Here is a 23,067-nt window from a genome sequence, read left to right as displayed (position 1 = left end):
TATGGGCTGTGGGAAATTTGAATTAAGTTGCTGGGGCAATATTGGTTAACGGCAGGAGCATCGAAAACTCCAATGATATTTCCTACCGTTTCGAGCAGACCTACCAATATTGGTCAGTGAAAAGAAAATAGAGGATGGTACTGACAAAATGTGTCAGAAAAAAATATGGTTCAAGAAATATGAAGAATACCTGGAAAAGGTTCCAGGCATCATCATGATTACGCTTTAAGAGGAAGGGGGGCGATGGAAACCAGCTCCTGGAGCAGTAGCGCGTTATCTTCCGATTTAAATAACAGACGCAAATCTTCCTGCTTACGGGTAAAGGCAAGTGACTGTGGCTCAACGCGACCGCTGATGCTCTCCTTAACTTTGCTATTACACCACTGGCGGTAATGTTCCAGCGTGGCAGCATAGCGGCGTGAGTTTTCGCGCATCAGGTGCTCTGCCAGCCTGAATTTCCCGTAGCGATCGCAAAGTTGACTCTCGATATAGACCGCTTTTGGCACCAGATCGAGCATGAGAGTAATGAAATCCAGAACCTGTTCTAAATGCCTGTCGCTGAGTTTATCGGCAAAGGAGAGCAAGTTATCAATAAACGAGAGAACCTCGTTGCGTTCATTGCCCATTCGGACAATGAGGTGTGCCGCAACGTCATGCGTCTCATCCACCAGCGTGCGATCCAGCAACATAACGCGAGCAGACTCCACGACGCCAAAGTAGCGAGACAGTTTATCCATGTAGAAAATAACATTCTGCGCGTGCACATCTTCGGAGATCAGATCCATGCTCTGCTGCAGTTGATCAATTTTTTTCGACAAATACATGGTTTGCACCACCATTGCCCCCACGATAATCCCCGTGGAGACGCCGACTGCAGCTAACTGAACGGTCTGTGCCATTTGTGTAAGTTGTTTGATGTCGCCAATGGAGGCCGTTTCCAGCACCACCTCTTTTAGCGGAAGGTGTTGAGCGATCCCGCTTTTACCGGACATGGCGTGCCAGTACGCGACGCCATCACGAATAATGACGTGCCCGGTTTCCAGCGCGCTTTTAACCTCTTTGTACACATTCACCCAGTCGATAGTAAGCAACGTTTCCTTCATCAAAAGAAATCTCCACCTTTGTTTAGCATTTGCTGGCGCATGGCAGCAATTTGCACCACGGCAGGCAGCGTAACGCGAAACGCCGGGCCGCTGATGGCCGGGATAGTCAGTAACGCCGTAATGGCCATGCCGATCGGACCGGCAAAAATCCCAATCGCGCGTACCAGTCCCGCATTGGCGGCCAGCGCCAGTCCCCTGCCCAGCACCGCTTTCGCAACGGCATTCGCCACGATCATCGCCACCTGATAGGACATAAATCCGCCCATACGGATTGCGGTGATGATTGCCGTCAGTGCTGCACCACTAGCAAGATTCCCGTCAATTTTGAGTTCGCGGCGGATGTTGCGGCGCTCTTCCTCATTCATTTTATCCCAGGAGTCAGTGAACAATTTTGCGAGAAGGGCCTGCTCAATATCGACAGTATCCGCAGAGAAATCGGCTTTAACGGAGAGTTTCTTGCATACGTCCGTCAGGATTTCTTTATAAAGCACGCCGTTACCACGGAAGAGGTTAACAAAGGTATCGCCACCGAAATGTTGTAGCTCCGCCCCGATGAGTTGCCAGACCTGCTTATAGTTTTTACCTGCATCCTGAAATGCTTTCTCACCCGTTAAGGACTCAGTGTAACGCGTCGACCCGTCTTTATCCGTGGTGAGATAGTTAACCAATACTTCCAGCATCTCGTTGTCCGAGTAGCGAAGTAGCTCCAGGTCTTGATCTGTTCTGTATTTTCCCATTATCTCTTACCAGCCGAAGGCTATTTTCAGTTTTAATTGCGTAATTTTTAAGGGTGCCTGATAGGTGTTAACGGCATTTGCAGAAAAAACTGCAATGAAAACCCTTCTCTTTTTAGGTAGTACAAGAATAACTGCAGGTAATGACAGAACATGTCAGCGGAAAGCAGAAAAAAAACGGCCTTAACCCGAAAGCTAAGGCCGTATTGACGGTAAACGTCACTACTCGTCGAAGTACCAGTACCCCTGGTTAATCAGCCCGGTGAGCTCTTCAACAAACGCCGGGTTATTCAGCGCATCGCCCAGCTCGGCCTGACCGAGTTCGGTGTAGCGGCACAGCGCATCCGCCGCTTTCGCGTCTACCGTCTCAAGCTGCTCGCTGTTGATGAAGAAGCTGCCGTTGACGTTCAGCACGCGCAGGCCGCTCAGGCGAGACAGCGTTTCACCGCCCTGCAGCGCGTCCAGCACCTCTTCCGGCGCGTACGGCGGCTCGGCGGTGGCGATATCCAGCTCGTGGCGCGGCGTGGAGACAAAGCTGCCGAACCATTTTGTGAAATCTTCAGGCTTGCCGATCATGTCGATCATCATCTGACGAATGCGATCGAGCTCGTACTGCTCCACGCGCCCCGGGTGTTCACGACAGGTCAGATCCGGATCGCTGTAGTGCTCGCCACCCAGATCGTTTTCCAGCGCGTAATCGGCGAAGCTGCTGATCAGATCGCGACCGTTCGGCCCGCGGAAGCCGACGGAGTAGTTGAGCGCCGTCTCATGGGTAAAGCCGTCGTGCGGGAATCCAGGCGGGATGTAGAGGATATCGCCCGGGGCCAGATCTTCGTCGATGATCGGCTCAAACGGATCGACATGCAGCAGCGCCGGATGCGGGCAGAACTGACGCATCGGCAGCTTGTCACCCACGCGCCAGCGGCGGCTGCCCATTCCCTGAATGATGAACACATCATACTGATCGATATGCGGACCCACGCCGCCGCCCGGCACGGAGAAGGAGATCATCAGGTCATCCAGACGCCAGTCCGGCAGGACGCGGAACGGACGCACCAGCTCCGCCGCGGGCATATGCCAGTGGTTCACCGCCTGCGCCAGCAGCGACCAGCCGGTTTCTCCCAGATCGTCAAAGTGCTCAAACGGACCATTGCTGGCCTGCCATTTGCCGTTGAAATGGCTCACCAGACGGCTATCGACTTCCGGCTCCATCGCCAGCCCTGCCAGCTCGTCCGGGGTAATCGGGTCGACAAAATTCGGGAAGGCATTTTTCAGCACAACGGGTTTTTTTTGCCAGTATTTCTCAAGAAACTCCGGCCAGTTCAGGTTCAGTTGATACGCCATGGGTAGCACCAGTGAGAGGGGAAACAGGCGCGATTATAGGCAAGAAGGCAGAGGGGGAACTTGTCATGGGTCAAACGAGGGCGTGTAGGTCGGGTAAGGCGAAGCCGCCACCCGACACGTACACGGCGATAAAATCTTAATCCAGCTTCAGCTCGTCATAATGAGTAATCAGTTTACCCACGATGCCGTAGTCCAGCGCTTCTGCCGGAGACATCCAGAAGTTGCGGTCGGTGTCTTTTTTCACTTTTTCCAGCGGCTGGCCGGTGGCGTCGGCGATCAGCTTGTTCACGCGATCCAGCATGCGGATGATCTCGCGCGCTTCGATCTCAATATCCGTTGCCTGACCGCGCACGCCGCCCAGCGGCTGGTGGATCATAAAGCGGGTATTCGGCAGCGAGTAGCGGTGCTCTTTTTTCGCCGCCAGGAAGATGGTAATCCCGGCGCTTGCCACCCAGCCGGTGCCGATAACGTGCACTTCCGGGCGGATAAATTTGATGAAGTCGTGGATGGTATCGCCCGCTTCCACGTGGCCGCCCTGGCTGTTGATGTACAGCTTGATCGGATCGTTGCTGACGCTTTGCAGCAGGATCATCTGGGTGATGACTTTCTGCGCCAGCTCCTGGTTGATCTCACCGGAGATCACAATCGAACGGGACTCCAGCAGTTTTTGCTGCAGAGCGCCCGCGCCGTTTGACCCTTCCGCTTTATCCTTGTCGCTTTCTTTCAGTGTGTAGTGCATTGTCTTTTCCTCAGCTTGTCGCGCTCAAAACCAGAGTGTAGCCTGTTTTACCGGTGAAAGTCCTCACCGACAAATAACGAGGGAGCTTATGCATATTGCCCATGTCGCACTCTGGACCCGCAGCCTGAACGCCCAGGTTCAGTTCTGGGAAACGGTTTTTAATGGCCGCAGTAACGAACGCTACGTCAGTAAAAACCGTCCCGGCTTCGAATCACACTTTATTACGCTCGATAACGGGCCGACCATCGAGCTGATGACGCTGCCGGAGCTGCCCGACGCCCCGTCGCACCCGGAGTTTATCGGCTGGGCGCATATCGCCATCAACGTCGGCAGCAAAGCGCAGGTCGACAGCATGGCCGAGCGGGCGCAGGCCACCGGCACGCTGCTCAGTGCCCCGCGCATGACCGGAGACGGCTTCTATGAAGCGGTGATTGCAGACCCGGACGGCAACCGCATCGAGCTTGTCGGTGCATAAAAACGGCGTTTCGTTCCTTCACCGCCTCCGCCCCGGCTCGCTATACTTCATACGGTTATCATATTGTGAAATGATAATGATAGTTAATGTGTTAAGATGAAAGTCAGCATAAACAGTCCCTTACGTAAGCGTCGGGACTGTTTGCATCCTCGACATGTCAATCAGCACCGGGGCGGTGAATGGAACACATTGTGTATGTGGTAGATGACGATGACGCAGTCAGACAGTCCGTAATCGGGCTGCTGGACTCGGCAGACCTGAACGCCGTCGGCTTTTCATCGGCAGAAGCGTTTCTTCAGCACCGGTTTGAAGAGCTACCGTCGTGCGTGGTCCTTGATATGCAAATGCCCGCCATCTCGGGCTTTGAGGTGGCTGACGCCCTCAAGGACTGCGGGCGCGAGATCCCGATTATTTTCCTCACCGGCCACGGCACCATCCCGATGTCGGTGCGCGCCATTAAGGGCGGCGCGTACGAATTTCTCACCAAGCCCGTCGAATCCACCGCGCTTATCGACGCCATCGAGTCCGCGCTTCAGCTGGCGGAACACAACGCCGCGCGCAATAAAGAGCACTACGCTCTGAAGCAGCGCCACATGTCCCTCACCCCCCGCGAACATGAGGTTCTGACGCTGGCGATAAGCGGCATGCTGAACAAGCAGATTGCCGCCGAGCTGGGCGTCAGCGAAATCACGGTGAAGGTGCACCGTCGCCGCGTGATGGAGAAAATGCAGGTGCGCTCCGTGGCGGAGCTGGTCAGGGCCGTTGAGCGCCTGACCAATAGCCAGCCTGCGGAGTAACCTTTACCCTTCCTGCGCCGCCAGCGGCAGCGCAAACGCAAACACCGTGCCGTACGGCTCCCGGCGGCGCGCGCTCAGCTTCCCGCAGTGACGCTCGATGATGCTGGCGCTGATGGTCAGCCCCATCCCCATCCCCTGCGCTTTGGTGGAATAGAACGAGTCAAAAATCTGCTCCAGCCGCTCGGGCTCAATACCGCTCCCGGTATCGGCGATCTCGACGATCACTTTCCCGTCCGCGTTGGCGGTGCTGAGGGTAATGGTGCTGGCGCGATCCTTCACATCGGCCATCGCCTCTACCGCATTCATCACCAGATTGAGCAGCACCTGCTGGATCTGCACGCTATCGCCAGTGATAAAGCTGTCCTGCGCCTTTAACAGATAATCAACGCTAATGTGTCTCTGCTCCAGCTCGCTGCGCGAAAGCGTGATGATATGGTGGATCAGGTAGTGCATGTCGATGCGAGAGAAGGTGGGATCCTGCTTGCGCGTGAGGGACTGGATGCTGCGAATGATCTCCCCCGCCCGCGCGCCTTCCGCGGCGATCTCCTCCAGCCCTTCGCGGACTTTATCCAGCCGGGCGGGCTCGCGGTTGAGCCATCGCAGGCTCGCCCCGGCGTTCGAGACGATCGACATCAGCGGCTGGTTGATCTCGTGGGCGATGGAGGAGGTCAGCTGCCCGACGGTGGTGGCCCGGGACACCCGTGCCAGATCCGCCTGCGCGACCCGCATGGCATCCTCCGCGGCGCGCTGGCTGGTGATATCGGTGATGATGCCGTAATACTCGTTCACCTCGCTGCCCACGCCCACCGGATCGCCAATCCCGAGGATGTAGCGGGTTGAGCCGTCGGTACGCTTAACGCGAAACTCCGCCCGCATGGAGAGCCCGTCGCGCACGCTCTCGGTGACGATGGCGCTGATGCGGGCGTAATCGTCCTCATGAACGAAGGTCAAAAACTCCGCCATGGAGATCATCTTTTGCTGCTCGGGCAGGCCGAGAATGCGGGCGTACTCTTCCGAGACAAACATCAGATCCTGCTCCAGCTCCCAGCGCCAGCTGCCGGTGTGGCTGATCTGCTCGCCGAGCATCAGCGAGGTCTGGCTGGATCGCAGCTCTTTCTCCACCCGTCGGCGCTGGATGTTCTCCGCCAGCAGCTCGGCGTACAGCCGCGCCGTCTCCAGGGATACCGCGGCCTGCGCCCCTAGCAGGCTCACCACGCGCGAGTGCTCGGCGGTGAAGACCTCCGGCATCAGGCGGTTTTCCAGGTACAGCACGCCCACCAGCCGCGCCTGTTTGAACATCGGGACGCACATGACCGCCGCCCCCGAGGTCACCAGATAGGGATCCTGGCTGAAAGGATGAAACTCCTCCGGCCTGCCGGTGCGGATCTCCTGCCCGGTGCGGATCACCGCCGCCAGCACCGACAGCGGCAGGTCGGTCGCCGTCGGCACGTCTTTCAGGATCCGCACCCGCACGCCCTCGGTGCTGGTCCAGGCGCTGGCCTCGATCTCCGGGATGAGGCTCTCGCTCACGCGCAGCAGCAGGCCGCGCTGCGCCCCGGCGCGTTCGAGCAGAATGGTCATCAGGTTTTCGATTAAGCGCTCAAGGTTAATCTCTTCCGACAGCGCGCGGGAGGCTTTGATGACGCTTTGCAGATCGCGGATCGTCTCGTTCTGGGCGAAGGCCACCGTGTCGTAGGCGCTGGCCTGCCCGGAGGCCAGCAGGTGCGGGAAATCCTGCTCCAGCTGGCGTACCTTGGCCTGCGCGCCCGCGCGTCCCCAGGCGGCAATCGAGCCGCGGAAGTGCGCGTCCGAGGCGGTCGGGTAGCCGCAGGCCAGCGAAAAGCGCCCCGCCAGTTCGTGGGCCAGGGCGTTGATCGGGTTAAAGCCGCCCTCGCGGGAGAGCCGGACCGCCTTCTCATACTGCTCGAGCGCAATGCTGTTCATCCCGTCCAGACGCACGATTTCGGCGTAGATCAGCGCCTCTTTATCCGCAAAGGTGCCCAGATTAATGCGCGCCCAGAGGGCAATTTTGTCGTAGTGGGCGTGAATGCTGCGGCGGTGATTTGCCGAGAAGGTCTCCGGCGTCAGCTGACGGGAGAGCGCCAGCGCGCTGTAGAGATGGTAATCCAGCAGATGGATGTGCCCCGGCGCAGACCACGCGTACCAGCCCGCCATCTCGAGATCCGCCTGGGCGTCGGCATATTCGCCGCAGGTAAAGTGCGCCATGCCGCGATACAGCCAGTACCAGAACAGCATGGTGGCGTTCTTCTCCGGCGCCTGCTCCGGCGACGCGGGAAGCAGCGCCTCCGGCAGCACCTGCGACGCGGTCCAGGTGCCGATGACCGGCGTGCGCAGAAACTCAACGTAGCCGCGCTGAACCATCAGAATGGTTTCCACGTCCTGGAAGTGGGTTTTACGCACGAACGCCAGGCCCCGATCGATGCTGGTCAGCACCCCGTCCAGGTGATCGCCCCGCGAGAGGAAGTTAATCACCTGATGGCAGGCCGCAAAGCAGGCCATGGTCATATCCCCGTGGGTCACCGCCGAGGTGAAGCAGGCCTTCGCGCACTCGATGGTAAACGATAAAGGCTGGGTCCAGACGCTGAGCTGGTCGAGCGGCAGCAGGGTTTTGGCTTCAAACGCGTCGTAGCCGTGGCGATTGACCAGCTCGCGGGCCAGGGTGCCGTACTGGAACCCGAGGCGGTACTCGGCGTAGCGGTGGCCAATCAGCACGCCAAACCAGGCCATCGCCGTGGTGGACGCGCCGGTAATGCCGTGATCGAGGGTCAGGTGCATCATGCGGCAGAGCAGCAAAAAGTGCAGGCGCGGGCAGATGAAGCTGGCGCAAATGCTGGCGCTGTACAGCAGGTTCATCACCGCTTCAGTTTCCGGGTTATCCATCCGCGACAGCTGGGCAAACAGGTTTTGCGGCGCGTCGGCCGTGCAGTTGCAAAACAGCGCCCAGGCCTCGTCGCAGTCGGCATCTTCCGGATAGCGGCTAATCTGGATCCCAAAAATCCCCAGCCAGCAGAGCGCCGCCTCCAGCGCCAGACGGCTGTCCGACTGGCGAATGTACACCTCCACCAGCAGGTTGGCCGCCAGCGCCTTTTCGGTCAGCCCGCCGGGGCAGCCGAGAATGGCGTCACACAGCTCGCGGGTCCGCTCCAGATGCCCCAGCGCAAACTCGCAGCCCGCCTCTTCGATATCGAGCATGAAGTCCGATACCGTCCCGGCGTTGCCCAGCGCTCTGGCGGTCTGGATATAGCCGAGCGCCGAAAGGTAATCTCCCGAACGCTTCGCGCGTCGCGCGGCCAGCAGACTCAGCTCGCGGAACATCTGGCGCTGCGGCGCGGGCTGGATGCTGTCCAGCGCGGCCGTGACGTGGTGAACGGCGCGGAACAGCAGCTCGTTCCCCGCTGCCTGACGCGCGGCGTCGGCCAGCAGGCTGGCGGTCGTCAGGTGAATATGGCTTTTCTCATGCCGTTCCAGCAGCGCAAAGGCCGCCTCCTGCACCCGGTCGTGGGTGAAGGCGTATTTTTTTTCCGTCAGCACGATGAGCTGGGCCATTACCGCCGGGTGCAGCGCATAGCGCATTTCCGCCATCGACATGCCGACCACGCGGCAGATCATCTCCATCTCGCCCGTGCCGCCGAGGCAGGCGATGCTGCCCAGCAGGCGGCGCATCTCGTCGGGCAGATCTTCAAGCTGCTCCAGCACCAGGGTGACGAGGTTTTCGGTGTAATGCCTGGCGCGGATCGCCTGCAGATCGTAGTGCCACTTGTCCTGATATTTGTTGTGCACCACTAGGCCGTCATCAACGATGCGGCGGAAAAACTCGTGCACAAAGAGCGGGTTGCCGCCCGTCTTCTCGTGGATCAGCGTGGCGAGGTCGGTCGTCGCCGCACTGCGGGTACGAAATACCGTCGCCAGCCAGCGCGCCACCGCTTTCACGGACAGCGCCTGCGGGACAATCTCGCTCACGTTTTGCGCCGCTTCCGGCAGGCTCGCCAGCAGCGCCTGCAGGGAGTCGTCGGACACGGAACTGATATCCCGGTGGGCCGCGACCACCAGCAGCGGAACAGCGCCGCAGTTCATCAGCAGATATTTGAGCGTCTGCAGGCTGGCGGCGTCGCTCCACTGGAGATCGTCGAGCACCAGCACCAGCGGGCAGCCCTGCGAGGCAAAGGTTTTTACCAGCGCCAGCACCATATGGCTGAAGCGCGCTCGGGCATCAATGGAAAACGTATCTGCCGAGAAGCGCGGCTGGCTCTCCAGCAGCAGGCCCAGCTCGGGCACCAGGCTGACGGCCAGCGCCTCGTGCCCCTCCAGGGCGCGAGACAGGCGGATTTTCCACTTCGCCACGTCGTCTGCGGGCAGCCCCAGCAGGTGCAGCGTCAGGGTGCGGAACGCGGAGCTTAATACGCCGTAGGGCAGCGACGGCGAAAACTGATCGACTTTGCCCACCGCCAGCAGCACCGTACGCTGCTGCAGCGTTTTGAGCGCCGTCGCGATGATCGAGGATTTGCCGATCCCCGACGGCCCGCCGATCGTCACCAGCTCCGGCACCAGGTTCTGCCCCACCCGCTCAAACGCGGCAATGACGTCGTTCGCCTGCGGATGCGTCGCGAACAGGGAGTCCGCTAGGTGGATCGCCGGGGTGCGGTCCTGCTGGCCGGGCGTAAAGGCGACGATCTCGCCCTCGCAGGTCAGCGTCGCCTGGCAGCGGCGGAGGTCGGCAATCAGCCCGTCGACCGTCTGGTAGCGATTATCAGGATTCTTTTCCAGCAGCTTCAGGATGATGGTCGACAGCATTTCCGGCACGTCCGGGCGGATCGCGTCCGGGGCCAGCGGCGCCGAGGCAATATGGTAGTGCGCCCAGTTGTCCCGATCGTCCTCCCCCAGCTCAAACGGCAGGCGTCCGGTCAGGAGCTCATACAGCACCATGCCGAGGCTGTAGAGATCGCTGCGGCCATCGACCGGGCGCTGGGTGCGGGTGGTGTGCTCCGGCGACATATAGGCGGGCGTACCGCCTGAAACGGGAAGCCGGGTCTGGGTGATGGCATCGGAGAGGCTGCTGGAAAGGCCAAAGCTCCCCAGACGGCAGGTGGCATCGTGATGAACAAAAATACTGCCGGGTTTGATGTCGCCGTGGATCAGGTTTTGCAAATGCATCTGGCGCAGGGGAGCGCAGATCTGGATCGCTATCTCGATAAAGCGCGTGATGCCCGAGATCGCCCTGCCCGCGCGCCGCGCCAGCAGCTCAAACGCAAACGGGGCATACACCAGCGCGAAGCGCCCCCGGTACTGGGTGGACGCGACGGCGCGGATGGCCCAGCTGTCCTGCAGCGCGTCGCGCAGCGCAAACTCGTTTTTCAGCAGCCGCGTGGCCCGCTCTTCCTCTTCGTCGCTCACCGCGGTGGCGATAATGAACGAGCCGCCGGAATGAGGATGCCGCGCGTGCATCCAGGCGATACCGCCCTCCTGCGCCAGCACGGTAAAAATCACATCCTCTTTAAGGACAAAAACCCGCCCCTGGTGAAGATTCCCCTGGGCGGGCCAGAATGCAGGCTGCTCGTGTTCGTTCATCCGCGATCCTTATTGTCGGCGGGCCAGCTCCCGCTGAATATGATCCAGCAGAATATCGATGTTAATAGGCTTACGCAAAAATGCAGCGGCGCCCAGATCAAGAGCGTACCGCTGCATATTTTCATCAGCATGACCGGAGATAAAGAGCACGGGCGGCGGCGGTACGGCCAACAGCCGCAGCTTGTCAAACAGCTCCAGGCCGCTCATGCCCCGCAGCTTGATATCGGTGATGACCAGCGCCGCGCCGGACAGGGCGAACGGATGGCTCAGAAATACTTCTGCCGAATCAAACGTATCGGTCGAATACCCTTCCGACTCCAGGAGATTACTCAGCCCGCTGCGGACGGAACGTTCGTCATCAATGATGGCAATGCGCCACGGCAGCGTCATGCTCTCTTTCCTCTCACAAATCATTAAACGTCGCGATCGTCCTTCGCGGGCGCAGGGGGCGCCGTGCCGCTGATTTTCGGCACGCATTCGTGACGAAACCAGGCGAGGGTAAGCGGTTCGCGACTCAGTAAACGCCGTCCCACCGGGATGAGCTGTTCGCCCACCAGCATGCCAAACAGGCCAAGCAGGGCGACAACTGGCGGTGCCGGGGAATGCACGTCGAGCAGGGCGTAAATTACCCCAGCAGCCACGCCGCACACCAGCGAAATTATCCACGCTTTCATGATGACGCTCCCGTCTGCGATGTCGCCTGCGGAACGGTCACCTGAGGCGGCGCGGCGTCGCGGGATAACAGATGGCGCGTCGCCTGTTCACCCGCCAGCATCCCCAGCAGGCCAATCAGCGCCAGCGCGGGCGGCGCGGGGGAGCGCACCTTCAGCACGGCATACATCAGGCCAATCAACACGCCTGCCGCAAGGGATATCAGCCCAGTACTCATTGTGAACTCCAGAGAAAGAGGCAACGGCGAGCCGGATGAGGGACCAGCCCGCCAGCGGGGCTTAGCGAGCCGGAACCGGCGCTAAGGTGCGGTGCTCGCTCTTCTGGCGAGACGGCGCTTTGTGCACCATGGTGTAGGCGTAATCCACGCCCATGCCGTACGCGCCGGAGTGCTCGCGCACGATATCCATCACCGCGGTGTAGGTCTCTTTACGCGCCCAGTCGCGCTGCCACTCCAGCATCACCTGCTGCCAGGTCACCGGGATCACGCCCGCCTGGATCATGCGCTGCATCGCGTAGTCGTGGGCTTCTTTGGAGGTGCCGCCGGACGCGTCCGCCACCATATAAATTTCGTAGTCGCCTTCCAGCATCGCGCACAGGGCAAAGCTGTTGTTGCACACTTCGGTCCACAGGCCGGCCACCACCACCTTCTTCTTGCCGTTAGCCTTCAGCGCGTCGCGCACCTTCTGGTCGTCCCAGGAGTTCATGGAGGTACGCTCCAGGATGTCCTGGCCCGGGAACACGTCCAGCAGCTCAGGATAGGTGTTACCGGAGAAGCTTTCGGTCTCAACGGTGGTGATGATGGTCGGGATGTTGAACACTTTGGCCGCTTTCGCCAGCGCCACGGTGTTGTTTTTCAGCACCTGGCGGTCAATAGACTGCACGCCAAACGCCATCTGAGGCTGGTGATCGATAAAGATGATCTGACAGTTCGCAGGGGTTAACACTTCGAGCTTTGAAGAGGTCATAGCATTTTCCAGTGGTTAAGGGTGAAATCGCCGCGAGCGCCGCGACGATAAAGTCACCCTCATCCTGCGGTTTTCCGTCCCTGCGCGTAATTATCTCTTCGTATAGTTAACCTTAGGTATAGTTATACTTTGGTATACCTATCCTATTGTATAACTGGATCTTTGCCGAAACCGGTTCCCATAATCCTGACCATTCCCCTCTCAGTCAGGAGCAGTTTATGGTTACCCTCGGTAAAGCCGATCTCATTCTGGTTAACGGCCAGTTTCACACCGTCGATCGCGAGAACCCCGTCGCGGAAGCCGTTGCCGTGCGCGACGGAAAATTTCTGGAAGTGGGTACCGTCGCCGAGGTGATGCAACACCACTGCGACGGCACTAAGGTGGTGGACTTAAAAGGCCACACCGCCATCCCCGGCCTGAACGACTCACACCTGCACCTGATCCGCGGCGGGCTGAACTACAACCTTGAGCTGCGCTGGGAAGGCGTGCCGTCCCTGGCCGACGCCCTGCGGATGCTGAAAGAGCAGGCCCTGCGCACGCCGTCGCCCCAGTGGGTGCGCGTGGTGGGCGGCTGGACCGAGTTCCAGTTCGCCGAGCGCCGCATGCCGACCCTGGACGAAATTAACGACGCCGCGCCGGACACCCCGGTCTTTATCCTGCACCTGTACGACCGCGCCCTGCTCAACCGCGCCGCGCTGAAGGTGGTCGGCTACACCAAAGACACGCCAAACCCGCCGGGCGGCGAGATCCAGCGCGACGCCAACGGTAACCCGACCGGGATGCTGATTGCCCGTCCGAACGCCATGATCCTCTACGCCACGCTCGCAAAAGGGCCGAAGCTGCCGCTGGAGCAGCAGGTCAACTCCACGCGCCAGTTCATGCGCGAGCTCAACCGCCTGGGGCTGACCAGCGCCATCGACGCGGGCGGCGGCTTCCAGAACTACCCGGAAGATTACGAGGTGATTGCCGAGCTGCACGAGAAAAAGCAGATGACCATCCGCATCGCCTACAACCTGTTTACCCAGCGTCCGGGCCACGAGCTGGAAGACTTTGAAAAATGGACCGACATGCTCACGCCGGGCCAGGGCAGCGACTTCTTCCGCCACAACGGCGCGGGCGAGATGCTGGTCTTCTCGGCCGCCGACTTTGAAGACTTCCTCGAGCCGCGCCCGGACCTCGCGCCGGGCATGGAGGACGAGCTGGAGCGCGTGGTGCGCCATCTGGTGGAGCACCGCTGGCCGTTCCGCCTGCACGCCACCTATAACGAATCCATCAGCCGCATGCTGGACGTCTTCGAGAAGGTGAACCGCGACATTCCGTTCAACGGCCTGCACTGGTTCTTCGACCATGCGGAAACCGTTACCCAGGCCAACATCGACCGCATCAAAGAACTGGGCGGCGGCATTGCCGTGCAGCACCGCATGGCCTTCCAGGGCGAATACTTTGCCGAGCGCTACGGCATCGAAGCTACCCGCCACACGCCGCCGGTGGCAAAAATGCTCGAGACCGGCGTGCCGGTGGGCTTAGGGACGGACGCCACCCGCGTGGCGAGCTACAACCCGTGGACCGCGCTCTACTGGCTGGTCTCCGGCCGCACCGTCGGCGGGATGCAGATGTACGACCACAGCGCCCGTCTGGATCGCGATACCGCCCTGATGCTCTGGACCCAGGGCAGCGCGTGGTTCTCCAGCGAGCAGAACCAGAAGGGGCAGATCAAGGTCGGCCAGCTTGCCGATCTGGCCGTGCTCAGCAAAGACTACTTCCGCGTGCCGGAAGAGGAGATCAAGGGCATCGAGTCCGTCCTGACGGTGGTGAACGGCGACATCGTTTACGCCGCAGGCAGCTTTGGCCCGCTCGCGCCGCCGGCCATTCCGGTCCTGCCCGAGTGGTCCCCGGTGGTGAAGGTGCCGGGCCACTACCGCAGCGCGCCACCGCAGGCCGCACGCGTCGGCTTGAGCGCCGTCCACCACTGCAGCGGGCCATGCGGGGTTCACAGCCACCAGCATGATTTCGCCCGCACGTCAGAGATGCCGGTGTCCGACGATAACGCTTTCTGGGGGGCGCTGGGCTGCAGCTGCTTTGCATTCTGATGAAAAACACCTTTGCTCCGCCCCGGGTCGACCTGGGGCTGTTCTTCCTGCGCCTGACCGGCAGCCTGCTGCTGCTGTACGTGCACGGTCTGCCGAAGGTGCTGCACTTCAGCGAAGAGCTGACGCGCATTGAAGATCCGTTCGGCTTCGGGCCTTACGCCAGCCTGATCCCGGCGATTGTCGCCGAGGTGATCTGCCCGCTGTTTATCATTGCGGGGGTTTACACCCGCCTGGCGTGCCTGCCGATTATCGCCGTGCTGCTGGTGGCGATGCTGGCGGTCCACCCGAACTGGTCGATTGCCGAAGGGCAGTTTGGCTGGCTGCTGCTGATTATCTTCACCACCCTTGCCCTCACCGGGCCGGGCCAGTGGCGGCTGCAGCGTAAGGCAACGGAGAGGTTTGCATGACCCAGGTTAACGACGTTCGCGACGCCCACGTCGAGACGACGCCCGCACCGACGGTTTCGCCCTGGCAGCCGCTGAGCCAGCCGGTGTTCCGCATGCTGTGGATCGCCACGGTGGTCTCTAACGTCGGCTCATGGATGAGCGACGTCGGCATCAACTGGAGCATGCTGACCCTGAGCGCCGACCCGCTGGATATCGCGCTGGTACAGGCGGCCAGCAGCCTGCCGATGTTCCTCTTCGCCCTGCCGTCCGGGGTGATGGCGGACATCGTCGACCGACGTAAATACCTGCTCTTCTCCCAGCTGTGGGTGTTCATTGCCGCCGCCGGGCTGACGGTGCTCTCCTTCACCGGACACGTCACCCCCACCGTTCTGCTGGTGGCGACGTTCCTGCTGAGCGTGGGCGCGGCGATGAGCTCGCCGCCGTTCCAGGCCGTGGTGCCCGATCTGGTGAGCAAGCCGGAGCTGGGGGCCGCCGTGGCGCTAAACTCGCTCGGGGTGAACATCAGCCGGGCGATTGGCCCGGCGCTGGGCGGTTTTCTGCTCTCGCTCGCCGGGCCGTGGATGGTGTTTGCCCTGAACGCGCTCTCCGTGGTCGGCGTGGCGTGGGTGCTGTGGCGCTGGCGTCCGGCCCCGTCCATACAGCGCCTGCCGCCGGAGCACTTCTTCTCTGCGGTGCGCTCCGGGATTCGCTACGTGCACGCCGCGCCGGTGCTGCGCAACGTGCTGGTGCGCACCGTGGCCTTCTTCGTTTTCGGCAGCGCGGGCTGGGCCCTGCTGCCGCTGGTGGCGCGCCGCGAGCTGGGCTTAGGCCCGGCGGGCTACGGCGTGATGCTGGCCTGCATTGGCCTGGGGGCGATTGCCGGGGCCATCCTGCTGCCGCGTCTGCGCCAGCGGCTGAACGCCGACCGCCTGATGGTGGCCGCCAGCCTGACGTTTGCTCTCACCATGCTGGCGCTGGCGTTCGTGCGCCACTTCTGGCTGCTGAATCTGTTTGAGTTTTTCACCGGCTTCGCGTGGATTGCGGTGCTTTCAACGCTGAACCTCGGCGCGCAGCGCAGCGCCGCCCGCTGGGTGAAGGCCCGCGCGCTGGCGGTTTACCTGACGGTGTTCTTCGGCTCGATGACCACGGGCAGCGCCATCTGGGGGCAGATCGCCTCCCGGTTCGGCACCCCGACCTCGCTGGTGGTCGCCACGCTGGGGATGGTTCTGGCAAGCGCCACCGTGTTCCGCTGGAAGCTGGGCAAAGATCCGGACCTGAACCTCGACCTGAGCGGCCAGCCGCTGGACGGCGTGGAGATTGACCTGCCGAACGAGCGCGGTCCGGTGCTGGTGTCGCACGAGTACATCATCGACCCGAATAACACCAGGGCCTTCCTCGAGGCGGTCCACGAGCTGCGCCGGGTGCGCCGCCGCGCCGGGGCGATGAGCTGGGCGGTATACGAAGATATCGAGCGTCCCGGCCTGTTTATCGAGACCTTCCTGATGGGCTCGTGGATTGAGCATCTGCGCCAGCAGGAGCGCCACACCATGAATGACCTCCTGCTGCAGAGCCGCGTTCTGGCTTTTCATCAGGGCACAACATCACCGGCAATTCGCTACCTGGTCGCGCCGGTATAACCATCATCATCACCTGCACAGGAACACACTATGGCAACGTTTAAGGCAAAAGACGGCACGCAGATTTACTACAAAGATTGCGGCGCGGGCAAACCGGTTCTCTTCAGCCACGGCTGGCCGCTGGACGGCGACATGTGGGACAGCCAGCTGAACTACCTGGCGGAGCGCGGCTTCCGCGCCATCGCCTTTGACCGCCGCGGCTTTGGCCGCTCGGATCAGCCGTGGAACGGCTACGACTACGACACCTTCGCGTCCGACATTAACGACCTGATTACTACCCTGGACCTGCAGGACGTGACGCTGGTGGGCTTCTCCATGGGCGGCGGCGACGTGACGCGCTACATTAACAACTACGGCAGCGCGCGCGTGGCCGGTCTGGCGCTGCTGGGCGCGGTGACGCCGATCTTCGGCAAATCCGACTCCTTCCCGCAGGGTGTGGATCAGAGCGTGTTTGACGGTATTCGCGACGGGCTGCGTAAAGATCGCGCCCAGTTCATCAGCGACTTCGCGACGCCGTTCTACGGCATCAACGCCGGGCAGACCGTCTCTGCCGGTGCCCTGACCCAGACCCTGAACATCGCCCTGCTGGCGTCGCTAAAAGGCACCATCGACTGCGTGACCGCGTTCGGCGAAACCGACTTCCGCCCGGATATGGCGAAAATCGACGTGCCGACGCTGGTGATCCACGGCAGCAACGACCAGATCGTGCCGTTTGAAAGCACCGGCAAGCTGGCGGCAGAGATGATCAAAAACGCTACGCTGAAGGTGTACGACAACGCGCCGCACGGCTTCGCGCTGACCCACCAGGACCAGCTCAACGAAGATCTGCTGGCGTTTGTGAAGTCGCTGTAACTCTTTAAATACGAAGCCTGATGGCGCTTCGCTTATCAGGCCTACAAGGGCTGGTCCTGTAGGCCGGGTAAGGCGCAGCCGCCACCCGGCGCTTTCGCAGACGCGTTCCGCTCCGCCAGCAGCCGACAAATCTCCGCGTGCTTCTCCTCGGTAAAGGTAAAGCGCGACATAAACACGATGCGGATCAGCGACCCAATCGCCGGCAGCAGGCAGATCCCGAAGAACAGCCCCGACAGCACGCCTTCGCTCTGAACTTGCGCCTGCGGCACGTAGCCGATCATCGTCAGGAACACGCCGATTAACCCGCCGCCCACCGCCACCGACATCTTGCCGGTAAAGGTCTGCCCGGAGAAGGTGATCGCCGCGCAGCGCTTGTGGGTGTGATACTCCGCGTACTCGATGGTGTCGGCAATCATCGACGAGGTGAGGATGTTGGTCATCATCACGAACAGCGTGCTCAGGCCGAGTAGAATAAACAGCATCGTCACCTGCTGATACCCGACAAACCACATCACCACGCGCACCGCCACGTCCAGCCCGCAGAGGATCATAAACAGCTTCCGCTTCTGCATCCGCCGCGTCAGCATCGGCGCGACCAGGCACAGCACCGCCGCCACAATCCCCATTACGCCAATCGCCATCTGCAGGCTGCCGTCGCCCAGGTTATTGATAAAGAAGTAGATATACAGCCCGCCCGCCACGTTGTGGAACACGCAGAAAAAGAACGACAGCAGGACGATAAACAGCGGCTTGTTCTGGCGCAGGTTGTGGAAGGTATCGCGCATCGTCACCTTTTCCGGGCTCGGCGGCACGCGCTCTTTGATCTGCATAAAGCCGTTGAGCATCAGCGGCAGGCCCACCAGCATCATCACCAGCGCCGCCATAAAGTAGCCTTTATCGTTGCTGTACTGGGCGAAGAACGCCGCCAGCTTCGGGAAGAAGATGTTGGCGCAGGCAATCCCGGCGTTCACCCCGAGCATCGCCGCCGTGACCGCGCGGGTACGCTGGGCGGAGTCGTTAGTCATCACCGACGACATCGACCAGAACGGGATATCGGAGATGGCGTACAGCGTCCCCCACAGGATATATGTCACCCCGGCGTAGAGGATTTTGGTAGTCATGTCCGCTTCGATTTTATAAAACGACAGCAGCGTGACGCCGGTGATCAGCAGCGGGGCGATCAGCAAAAAGTGGCGAAACTTGCCGAACCGGCTGTTAATGGTGTCCATAATGCTGGCAAACAGCGGATCGTGAACCGCGTCCCACGCGCGGGCAATCAGGAAGATGGTGCTCGCCGCCAGCGCCGAGATCCCCAGCACGTCGGTGTAAAAATAGTTAATAAACGAACCCACTAAACCAAAGCTAAAACACTGACCTAAACCATAGCCAAAATAAGACCACAGCTCGCGAGACGGTATTTTCATTGTCGTTGCCATTGTTATATGCCTGCCTGGTTGCCCGGCGGTGGTCCGCCGGGTCGATATTATTAGCCCTGAACTTTCGGGGCGATCTTGCGCAGCTGCTGCATTAATGCGATTTCACGGCGCGAGAACGGAATGCCGTTCTCCTCGAACACGTCGTGGAACCAGAGGCGGCAGTAGTCCGTGGACTCCTTCATCACCACCGGCCACGGCAGCCACGTCTGGGTTTTGCCGCGCACCAGCCCCCACTGGTACGGCGCGACCTTCGCCGCGTACATCAGCGGGAGCTGCTCTTCAATGGTGCTGCCCACGTGGCGCGCCAGCCATTCGGTGCAGAACAGCGGGCGGCCGAGCTGTTGCAGCTGCTGGATAATCGCCGTCATGCGCCCCGTGTGGGTGTAGGCGTGGAAGCTCACCACGTCCGAGAGCGCCAGCGCGGTCTGATCCAGCGGATGCCGGAAGAACGTCTCGCCCTCCTCTTCCGGCGGCAGACGCCACGCGCAGACGGTGAGCGGCTGGGTAGGGTCTTCTTCACGCACCCACTGGAACGCCAGCTTCATCAATTCGTGGGCGCAGGTCTCCAGCTTCGCGTCGTACTGCACCTCCTGCGTGCCGGTCGCGAAAATGCCGCGGTTGCCCGGCTCGTTATAGAGATCCCACAGCAGGACACGCTTATCCTCGCGGAACTGGCGGACAACGTCGCGGATATAGCGTTCAATGTGCGGCCAGCTTTCGGGATCGCACACCTTTTCGCGCCCCGGGCTCGCCGCCGCCTGGCTGTTGTGCTTGCCCGGCACGGGCGGCTTTTGCGGGCCGAGGTACGGCTCGTCGCCGGAGAAGCCGCAGTCGTCCATCAGGGTCAGCATGGTGCTGAATCCGTGGCCGTCGGCAATCGTCAAAAAGCGGTCGATGCGCGCCATCAGCCCGTCGCGATCGTGCTCCCAGACGATAAACGGCAGGTTGATGCGCAGGGTGTTATAGCCCGCGTCCGCCGCCCAGCCCAGCTCGCGCTCGATAGTTTCGGCATCGAAGGTCTCCTCCTGCCAGATATCGGTCCAGTTCACCGCCGTTGACGGCAGATAGTTAAACCCGCACAGCCAGCCTTTCTGCTCATACCACGCCTGGGCCTGCTCCCTGCTCCACTGCTCTTTCATTACGCATCCTCTTACTGATAATATTTAGCTAATAAATATTAGTTGCAGGATAAATGCGCAAATCACGGCGTTTAGAAAAGCGATGCCCCTCACAAAGTTCACGCTTCGATGAATGAGAAACGTGATCGACGGCGCTAAAGCGCGCGGTTAGGGTATGATGCGAAGTCGCGAAAGGGAGAGGACGGATGAAGCGAAAAACGAAAGTGACGATGAACGATATTGCGCGGGCGGCGGGCGTGTCGCAGGCGACGGTATCGCTGGTGCTTAACCAGTCCCGCAACATCAAGCTCAGCGATGACACCCGCCAGCGGGTGATTAGCGTCGCCACCGAGCTCGGCTACGACCGCCTCCCCGCCGTTCACGCCCCGCGCAACCAGGAGGAGATCGCCCTGCTGGTCAGCTCCATGCAGAGCTTCGACCCGTTTATCGATGCCATCAGCCAGGCGCGGGAAGCGGCGTGGCGCAACGAGACCCTGCTCACCGTCTACGACTACGGCGACGACATCGAGCTGGCGCTGAACATCATCCGCCAGCTGGAGAAGCGCAACTGCATCGGGATTGTCCTCGCGTCCCCGGTCACCACGCTGGTGGACATGACGGCCTTCCAGGACTGCACCCGCACCCCGCTGGTGCTGCTCAACCAGCGCGACCCCGGCTCGCCGCTGCTGCCGTCGTTTATCCCGGACGACTACGCCAACGCCTTCCAGGTGACTAAACACCTCATCGCCTGCGGGGCCACGCGCATCGCCCACATCACCGGGGAGAGCTGGATGGAGGCCTCCCGTCAGCGCCTGGCGGGCTACCAGGCCGCGCTGCAGCAGGCCGGACTCGCGTGCGACGACGGCCTGGTGCGCCAGACCAACTGGCAGTTCAGCGAGTCCTTTACCGCGACAGCGTCCCTGCTGGCACTGGCCGAGCGCCCGGACGCCATCTTCTGCGCCAGCGACTGGCTGGCGATTGGCTGCTATCAGGCGCTGGCGGTGAACGGCGTGCGCATCCCGCAGGATATCCTGCTGGCGGGCTACGACGACCAGAAGATCTCCGAGCAGCTCACCCCGCCGCTGACCAGTATCCAGCTGCCCTACAGCGAGCTGGGACGGCTGGCGGTGGAGTACCTGTGCAATCAGGAAGATGCCGCCACGCACGTGACGCTGGCGGGCAGGCTGAAGGTGCGCGCCTCAAGCCTCGTCTGAGGTAAACACCATGCCCGCATAGGGCTTCCCGCGACACGCCGCCAGCCGCGCGGCGAGGCTGCCCACGTGCAGCTCCAGCTTGTGCCCGTCCGGGTCGAGAAAATAGAACGATGCCCCCTCGCTTTTGTTCTGCTTCCAGACGGTGACGCCCGCCTGCTCCAGCCTGTGCGAAAACGGTTCAAAATCCGCCTCAGCCACGGTAAACGCATAGTGGGTGTAGTCGCTCTCCTGCGGCGGCACGTACTGGCGCGCCTCGTCGTACGACAGGCAGACCCACAGTTCGCCGCAGGTGAGATAGGCCCCGGTATTCCAGCGGGCGTGCAGCGTCAGCCCCAGCAGCTCGTGCCAGAAGGTGATGCTTTTTTGCAGGTCGCTGACCGCGAGGGTCAGATGGTTGAGTGATTGCAGCATGACGTGCCCTTTTGTTTTTCGCGCCGGACATGGTACGGTAAAGAGATGAACATAAACCACGCCGTCCTCACCGTAAACCGCTGGTGGCTGCCTTCTTAAAGGCGGCACGGAGTAGTTTTCCTCATTTTCAGATAGCCGCCGAAAGGCGGCTTTCACTTTTCTAAGACCCTTTCGGCTACTGCACATTAAGGAGTCTTTATGAACGCACCAACCATCCTCACCGGCGATCGCCCAACCGGCCCGCTGCACCTCGGTCATTTCGTCGGATCGCTGCGCCAGCGCGTGGCGCTCCAGCACACCCACAACCAGTTTGTGCTGATTGCTGACCTTCAGGGGCTGACCGACAACGGCAGCAACCCGCAGAAGATCCGCGACAACATCCCCGAAGTGCTGGCCGACTACCTCGCCGCCGGCATCGACCCGAACCTGACCACGATCTGCCTGCAGTCCGCCCTGCCCGCCCTCGCCGAGCTGACGATGCTGTATATGAATATCGTCACCGTCGCCCGCGTGGAGCGTAACCCGACGGTGAAAAACGAGATTGCACAGAAGGGTTTCGCCCGCTCGCTGCCGGTCGGGTTTATGGCCTACCCCATCAGCCAGGCGGCGGACATCACCGCGTTTAAGGCCGAGTGCGTGCCCGTCGGCGACGACCAGCTGCCGATGATTGAGCAGACCAACGAGATTGTGCACAAGATGAACAGCCTGCTGCCCGCCCCGGTGCTGCGCCACTGCACGGCGATGCTGAGTGACACCAGCCGCCTGCCCGGCATCGACGGCGGCGCCAAGATGTCGAAATCGCTGGGCAACACGCTGCACCTTTCTGCCAGCGAAGAGACCATTCACCGTGCGGTCAGCGCCATGTACACCGACCCGAACCACCTGAAGGTGAGCGACCCGGGGCAGATTGAGGGGAACGTGGTGTTTACGTATCTCGACGCGTTTCATCAGGACAAAGCCAAAGTGGCGGCGATGAAGTCGCACTATCAGGCGGGTGGGCTGGGTGACCGGGTGTGCAAGAACGAGCTGGAGGGGTGTTTGCAGGAGCTGATTGCGCCGATGCGGGAGCGGAGGGCGATGTATATGCGGGATAAAGGGGAGCTGATGGCGATGCTGAAGCGCGGGACCGAACGGGCACAGGGGGTGACGCAGGCGACGCTGAGGGAGGTGAAGGTTGGGTTGGGGGTGCCGGTGTTTAGTTAAAGTAGGTTTAGCGGTGGAGTGCGTGGGATAGGCATGAAACCGCTAACTTGATTATTACGGAAATCAGCGAGGCGCGATAAATTCTGAAATGCATTATTAGCCAATGTCGTTTGTCATTCTGTTGAGAGCGCTATATTCATAGACTCTTAATATTTTAAACGTCGCGGCAACTATTATGAGTAAGTTTATTATTTCCATGCTGAATACGTTACTTTGTGTTTTTGTGATTGTGTTATGCCTCATATGCGTGGGCGTCACTGATAACTGGAAAGAATGCACTATAGCTATAATCATCACTTTAGGAT

The 23,067-nt window shown here is 60.8% G+C and carries 19 protein-coding genes and 1 pseudogene; 8 read left to right on the top strand and 12 right to left on the bottom strand.

The genetic code is table 11. The features are described 5' to 3' along the window. Window positions 1–218: 218 nt before the first annotated feature. The 4 genes and pseudogenes from HV355_RS21215 to HV355_RS21200 form a co-directional block, all read right to left on the bottom strand. Window positions 219–1,103 carry a hypothetical protein gene (locus tag HV355_RS21215; protein ID WP_182403329.1) on the bottom strand — a complete coding sequence of 295 codons (885 nt, stop codon included), beginning with the start codon at window positions 1,101–1,103 and terminating at the stop codon, window positions 219–221. Continuing rightward, entirely contained in the window at window positions 1,103–1,840 is a 738-nt protein-coding gene (locus HV355_RS21210; RefSeq protein WP_108417192.1) for a DUF3944 domain-containing protein, read from the bottom strand. Before HV355_RS21210 ends, HV355_RS21215 begins: the two co-directional genes overlap by 1 nt. A gap of 219 nt (window positions 1,841–2,059) precedes the next feature. After that, the gene (locus tag HV355_RS21205; protein WP_182403327.1) at window positions 2,060–3,181 is read right to left on the bottom strand and encodes a cupin domain-containing protein; all 1,122 of its coding nucleotides are present in this window, start codon (window positions 3,179–3,181) and stop codon (window positions 2,060–2,062) included. A gap of 136 nt (window positions 3,182–3,317) precedes the next feature. Beyond that, window positions 3,318–3,926: pseudogene (locus tag HV355_RS21200) on the bottom strand (ATP-dependent Clp protease proteolytic subunit); the annotation flags it as partial. A gap of 82 nt (window positions 3,927–4,008) precedes the next feature. Here HV355_RS21200 and HV355_RS21195 point away from each other — a divergent pair. Together HV355_RS21195 and HV355_RS21190 are read left to right on the top strand one after the other, a co-directional pair. Beyond that, the gene (locus HV355_RS21195; RefSeq protein ID WP_108417194.1) at window positions 4,009–4,395 is read left to right on the top strand and encodes a VOC family protein; all 387 of its coding nucleotides are present in this window, start codon (window positions 4,009–4,011) and stop codon (window positions 4,393–4,395) included. Window positions 4,396–4,574: 179 nt separating this feature from the next. Then, window positions 4,575–5,192, top strand: coding sequence for a response regulator (locus tag HV355_RS21190; protein WP_108417195.1), 618 nt, complete (start codon window positions 4,575–4,577; stop codon window positions 5,190–5,192). A 3-nt stretch (window positions 5,193–5,195) separates the two neighbouring features. Here the strand turns inward: HV355_RS21190 and HV355_RS21185 are convergent, their stop codons facing one another. From HV355_RS21185 to HV355_RS21165, 5 genes are all read right to left on the bottom strand, one after another. Continuing rightward, window positions 5,196–10,778, bottom strand: coding sequence for an ATP-binding protein (locus tag HV355_RS21185; protein ID WP_182403325.1), 5,583 nt, complete (start codon window positions 10,776–10,778; stop codon window positions 5,196–5,198). 9 nt (window positions 10,779–10,787) lie between these two features. Continuing rightward, window positions 10,788–11,168 (bottom strand): response regulator, encoded by a 381-nt coding sequence (locus tag HV355_RS21180; RefSeq protein ID WP_108417197.1) that lies wholly within the window; start codon window positions 11,166–11,168, stop codon window positions 10,788–10,790. 23 nt (window positions 11,169–11,191) lie between these two features. Next, entirely contained in the window at window positions 11,192–11,452 is a 261-nt protein-coding gene (locus HV355_RS21175; protein ID WP_023334358.1) for a XapX domain-containing protein, read from the bottom strand. Continuing rightward, complete coding sequence (locus HV355_RS21170) at window positions 11,449–11,667, bottom strand: DUF1427 family protein (RefSeq protein WP_023334357.1); 219 nt, start codon at window positions 11,665–11,667, stop codon at window positions 11,449–11,451. The genes HV355_RS21175 and HV355_RS21170 overlap by 4 nt, the downstream gene beginning before the upstream one ends. Window positions 11,668–11,728: 61 nt before the next feature. Then, entirely contained in the window at window positions 11,729–12,415 is a 687-nt protein-coding gene (locus HV355_RS21165) for a hydrolase (protein ID WP_008501349.1), read from the bottom strand. 218 nt (window positions 12,416–12,633) lie between these two features. On the opposite strand from HV355_RS21165, the gene HV355_RS21160 reads away from it, so the two are divergent. The 4 genes from HV355_RS21160 to HV355_RS21145 are packed head-to-tail and all read left to right on the top strand — an operon-like array spanning window position 12,634 to window position 17,380. Next, complete coding sequence (locus tag HV355_RS21160; protein ID WP_108417198.1) at window positions 12,634–14,505, top strand: amidohydrolase; 1,872 nt, start codon at window positions 12,634–12,636, stop codon at window positions 14,503–14,505. Continuing rightward, window positions 14,505–14,912, top strand: coding sequence for a DoxX family protein (locus HV355_RS21155; RefSeq protein ID WP_059312690.1), 408 nt, complete (start codon window positions 14,505–14,507; stop codon window positions 14,910–14,912). The genes HV355_RS21160 and HV355_RS21155 overlap by 1 nt, the downstream gene beginning before the upstream one ends. Next, window positions 14,909–16,528 (top strand): MFS transporter, encoded by a 1,620-nt coding sequence (locus tag HV355_RS21150; RefSeq protein WP_182403323.1) that lies wholly within the window; start codon window positions 14,909–14,911, stop codon window positions 16,526–16,528. Before HV355_RS21155 ends, HV355_RS21150 begins: the two co-directional genes overlap by 4 nt. A gap of 30 nt (window positions 16,529–16,558) precedes the next feature. Further along, on the top strand, window positions 16,559–17,380 hold the full coding sequence (locus HV355_RS21145) for an alpha/beta hydrolase (protein WP_023293378.1): 822 nt from the start codon (window positions 16,559–16,561) through the stop codon (window positions 17,378–17,380). A gap of 41 nt (window positions 17,381–17,421) precedes the next feature. On the opposite strand, the gene HV355_RS21140 is transcribed toward HV355_RS21145, so the two are convergent. Both HV355_RS21140 and HV355_RS21135 read right to left on the bottom strand, forming a co-directional pair. After that, entirely contained in the window at window positions 17,422–18,816 is a 1,395-nt protein-coding gene (locus HV355_RS21140) for an MFS transporter (protein ID WP_182403321.1), read from the bottom strand. A 50-nt stretch (window positions 18,817–18,866) separates the two neighbouring features. Then, window positions 18,867–19,955 (bottom strand): cellulase family glycosylhydrolase, encoded by a 1,089-nt coding sequence (locus HV355_RS21135; protein WP_182403319.1) that lies wholly within the window; start codon window positions 19,953–19,955, stop codon window positions 18,867–18,869. A 185-nt stretch (window positions 19,956–20,140) separates the two neighbouring features. Here HV355_RS21135 and HV355_RS21130 point away from each other — a divergent pair, with 185 nt between their 5' ends. Continuing rightward, window positions 20,141–21,148 (top strand): LacI family DNA-binding transcriptional regulator, encoded by a 1,008-nt coding sequence (locus tag HV355_RS21130; RefSeq protein ID WP_182403317.1) that lies wholly within the window; start codon window positions 20,141–20,143, stop codon window positions 21,146–21,148. Here HV355_RS21130 and fosA read toward each other — a convergent pair. Next, window positions 21,134–21,559 (bottom strand): FosA/FosA2 family fosfomycin resistance glutathione transferase, encoded by a 426-nt coding sequence (gene fosA / locus HV355_RS21125; protein WP_182403315.1) that lies wholly within the window; start codon window positions 21,557–21,559, stop codon window positions 21,134–21,136. The genes HV355_RS21130 and fosA overlap by 15 nt on opposite strands. A 198-nt stretch (window positions 21,560–21,757) precedes the next feature. Here fosA and trpS point away from each other — a divergent pair, with 198 nt between their 5' ends. Continuing rightward, complete coding sequence (gene trpS, locus HV355_RS21120) at window positions 21,758–22,762, top strand: tryptophan--tRNA ligase (protein ID WP_182403313.1); 1,005 nt, start codon at window positions 21,758–21,760, stop codon at window positions 22,760–22,762. The last annotated feature ends 305 nt before the right edge of the window (window positions 22,763–23,067 follow it).

Origin of the sequence: Enterobacter sp. RHBSTW-01064 (assembly GCF_014103035.1) — a bacterium.
GTDB lineage: Bacteria > Pseudomonadota > Gammaproteobacteria > Enterobacterales > Enterobacteriaceae > Enterobacter > Enterobacter mori.
Note: the sequence above shows the minus strand (reverse complement) of the source record. Positions and strands in the feature narration are given on the sequence as shown.

Excerpts from the sequence above, each read along its gene's own strand:
- HV355_RS21215 (WP_182403329.1), bottom strand. The coding sequence starts at position 1,103 with ATGAAGGAAACGTTGCTTACTATCGACTGGGTGAATGTGTACAAAGAG.
- HV355_RS21210 (WP_108417192.1), bottom strand. The coding sequence starts at position 1,840 with ATGGGAAAATACAGAACAGATCAAGACCTGGAGCTACTTCGCTACTCG.
- HV355_RS21205 (WP_182403327.1), bottom strand. The coding sequence starts at position 3,181 with ATGGCGTATCAACTGAACCTGAACTGGCCGGAGTTTCTTGAGAAATAC.
- HV355_RS21195 (WP_108417194.1), top strand. The coding sequence starts at position 4,009 with ATGCATATTGCCCATGTCGCACTCTGGACCCGCAGCCTGAACGCCCAG.
- HV355_RS21190 (WP_108417195.1), top strand. The coding sequence starts at position 4,575 with ATGGAACACATTGTGTATGTGGTAGATGACGATGACGCAGTCAGACAG.
- HV355_RS21185 (WP_182403325.1), bottom strand. The coding sequence starts at position 10,778 with ATGAACGAACACGAGCAGCCTGCATTCTGGCCCGCCCAGGGGAATCTT.
- HV355_RS21180 (WP_108417197.1), bottom strand. The coding sequence starts at position 11,168 with ATGACGCTGCCGTGGCGCATTGCCATCATTGATGACGAACGTTCCGTC.
- HV355_RS21175 (WP_023334358.1), bottom strand. The coding sequence starts at position 11,452 with ATGAAAGCGTGGATAATTTCGCTGGTGTGCGGCGTGGCTGCTGGGGTA.
- HV355_RS21170 (WP_023334357.1), bottom strand. The coding sequence starts at position 11,667 with ATGAGTACTGGGCTGATATCCCTTGCGGCAGGCGTGTTGATTGGCCTG.
- HV355_RS21165 (WP_008501349.1), bottom strand. The coding sequence starts at position 12,415 with ATGACCTCTTCAAAGCTCGAAGTGTTAACCCCTGCGAACTGTCAGATC.
- HV355_RS21160 (WP_108417198.1), top strand. The coding sequence starts at position 12,634 with ATGGTTACCCTCGGTAAAGCCGATCTCATTCTGGTTAACGGCCAGTTT.
- HV355_RS21155 (WP_059312690.1), top strand. The coding sequence starts at position 14,505 with ATGAAAAACACCTTTGCTCCGCCCCGGGTCGACCTGGGGCTGTTCTTC.
- HV355_RS21150 (WP_182403323.1), top strand. The coding sequence starts at position 14,909 with ATGACCCAGGTTAACGACGTTCGCGACGCCCACGTCGAGACGACGCCC.
- HV355_RS21145 (WP_023293378.1), top strand. The coding sequence starts at position 16,559 with ATGGCAACGTTTAAGGCAAAAGACGGCACGCAGATTTACTACAAAGAT.
- HV355_RS21140 (WP_182403321.1), bottom strand. The coding sequence starts at position 18,816 with ATGGCAACGACAATGAAAATACCGTCTCGCGAGCTGTGGTCTTATTTT.
- HV355_RS21135 (WP_182403319.1), bottom strand. The coding sequence starts at position 19,955 with ATGAAAGAGCAGTGGAGCAGGGAGCAGGCCCAGGCGTGGTATGAGCAG.
- HV355_RS21130 (WP_182403317.1), top strand. The coding sequence starts at position 20,141 with ATGAAGCGAAAAACGAAAGTGACGATGAACGATATTGCGCGGGCGGCG.
- fosA (WP_182403315.1), bottom strand. The coding sequence starts at position 21,559 with ATGCTGCAATCACTCAACCATCTGACCCTCGCGGTCAGCGACCTGCAA.
- trpS (WP_182403313.1), top strand. The coding sequence starts at position 21,758 with ATGAACGCACCAACCATCCTCACCGGCGATCGCCCAACCGGCCCGCTG.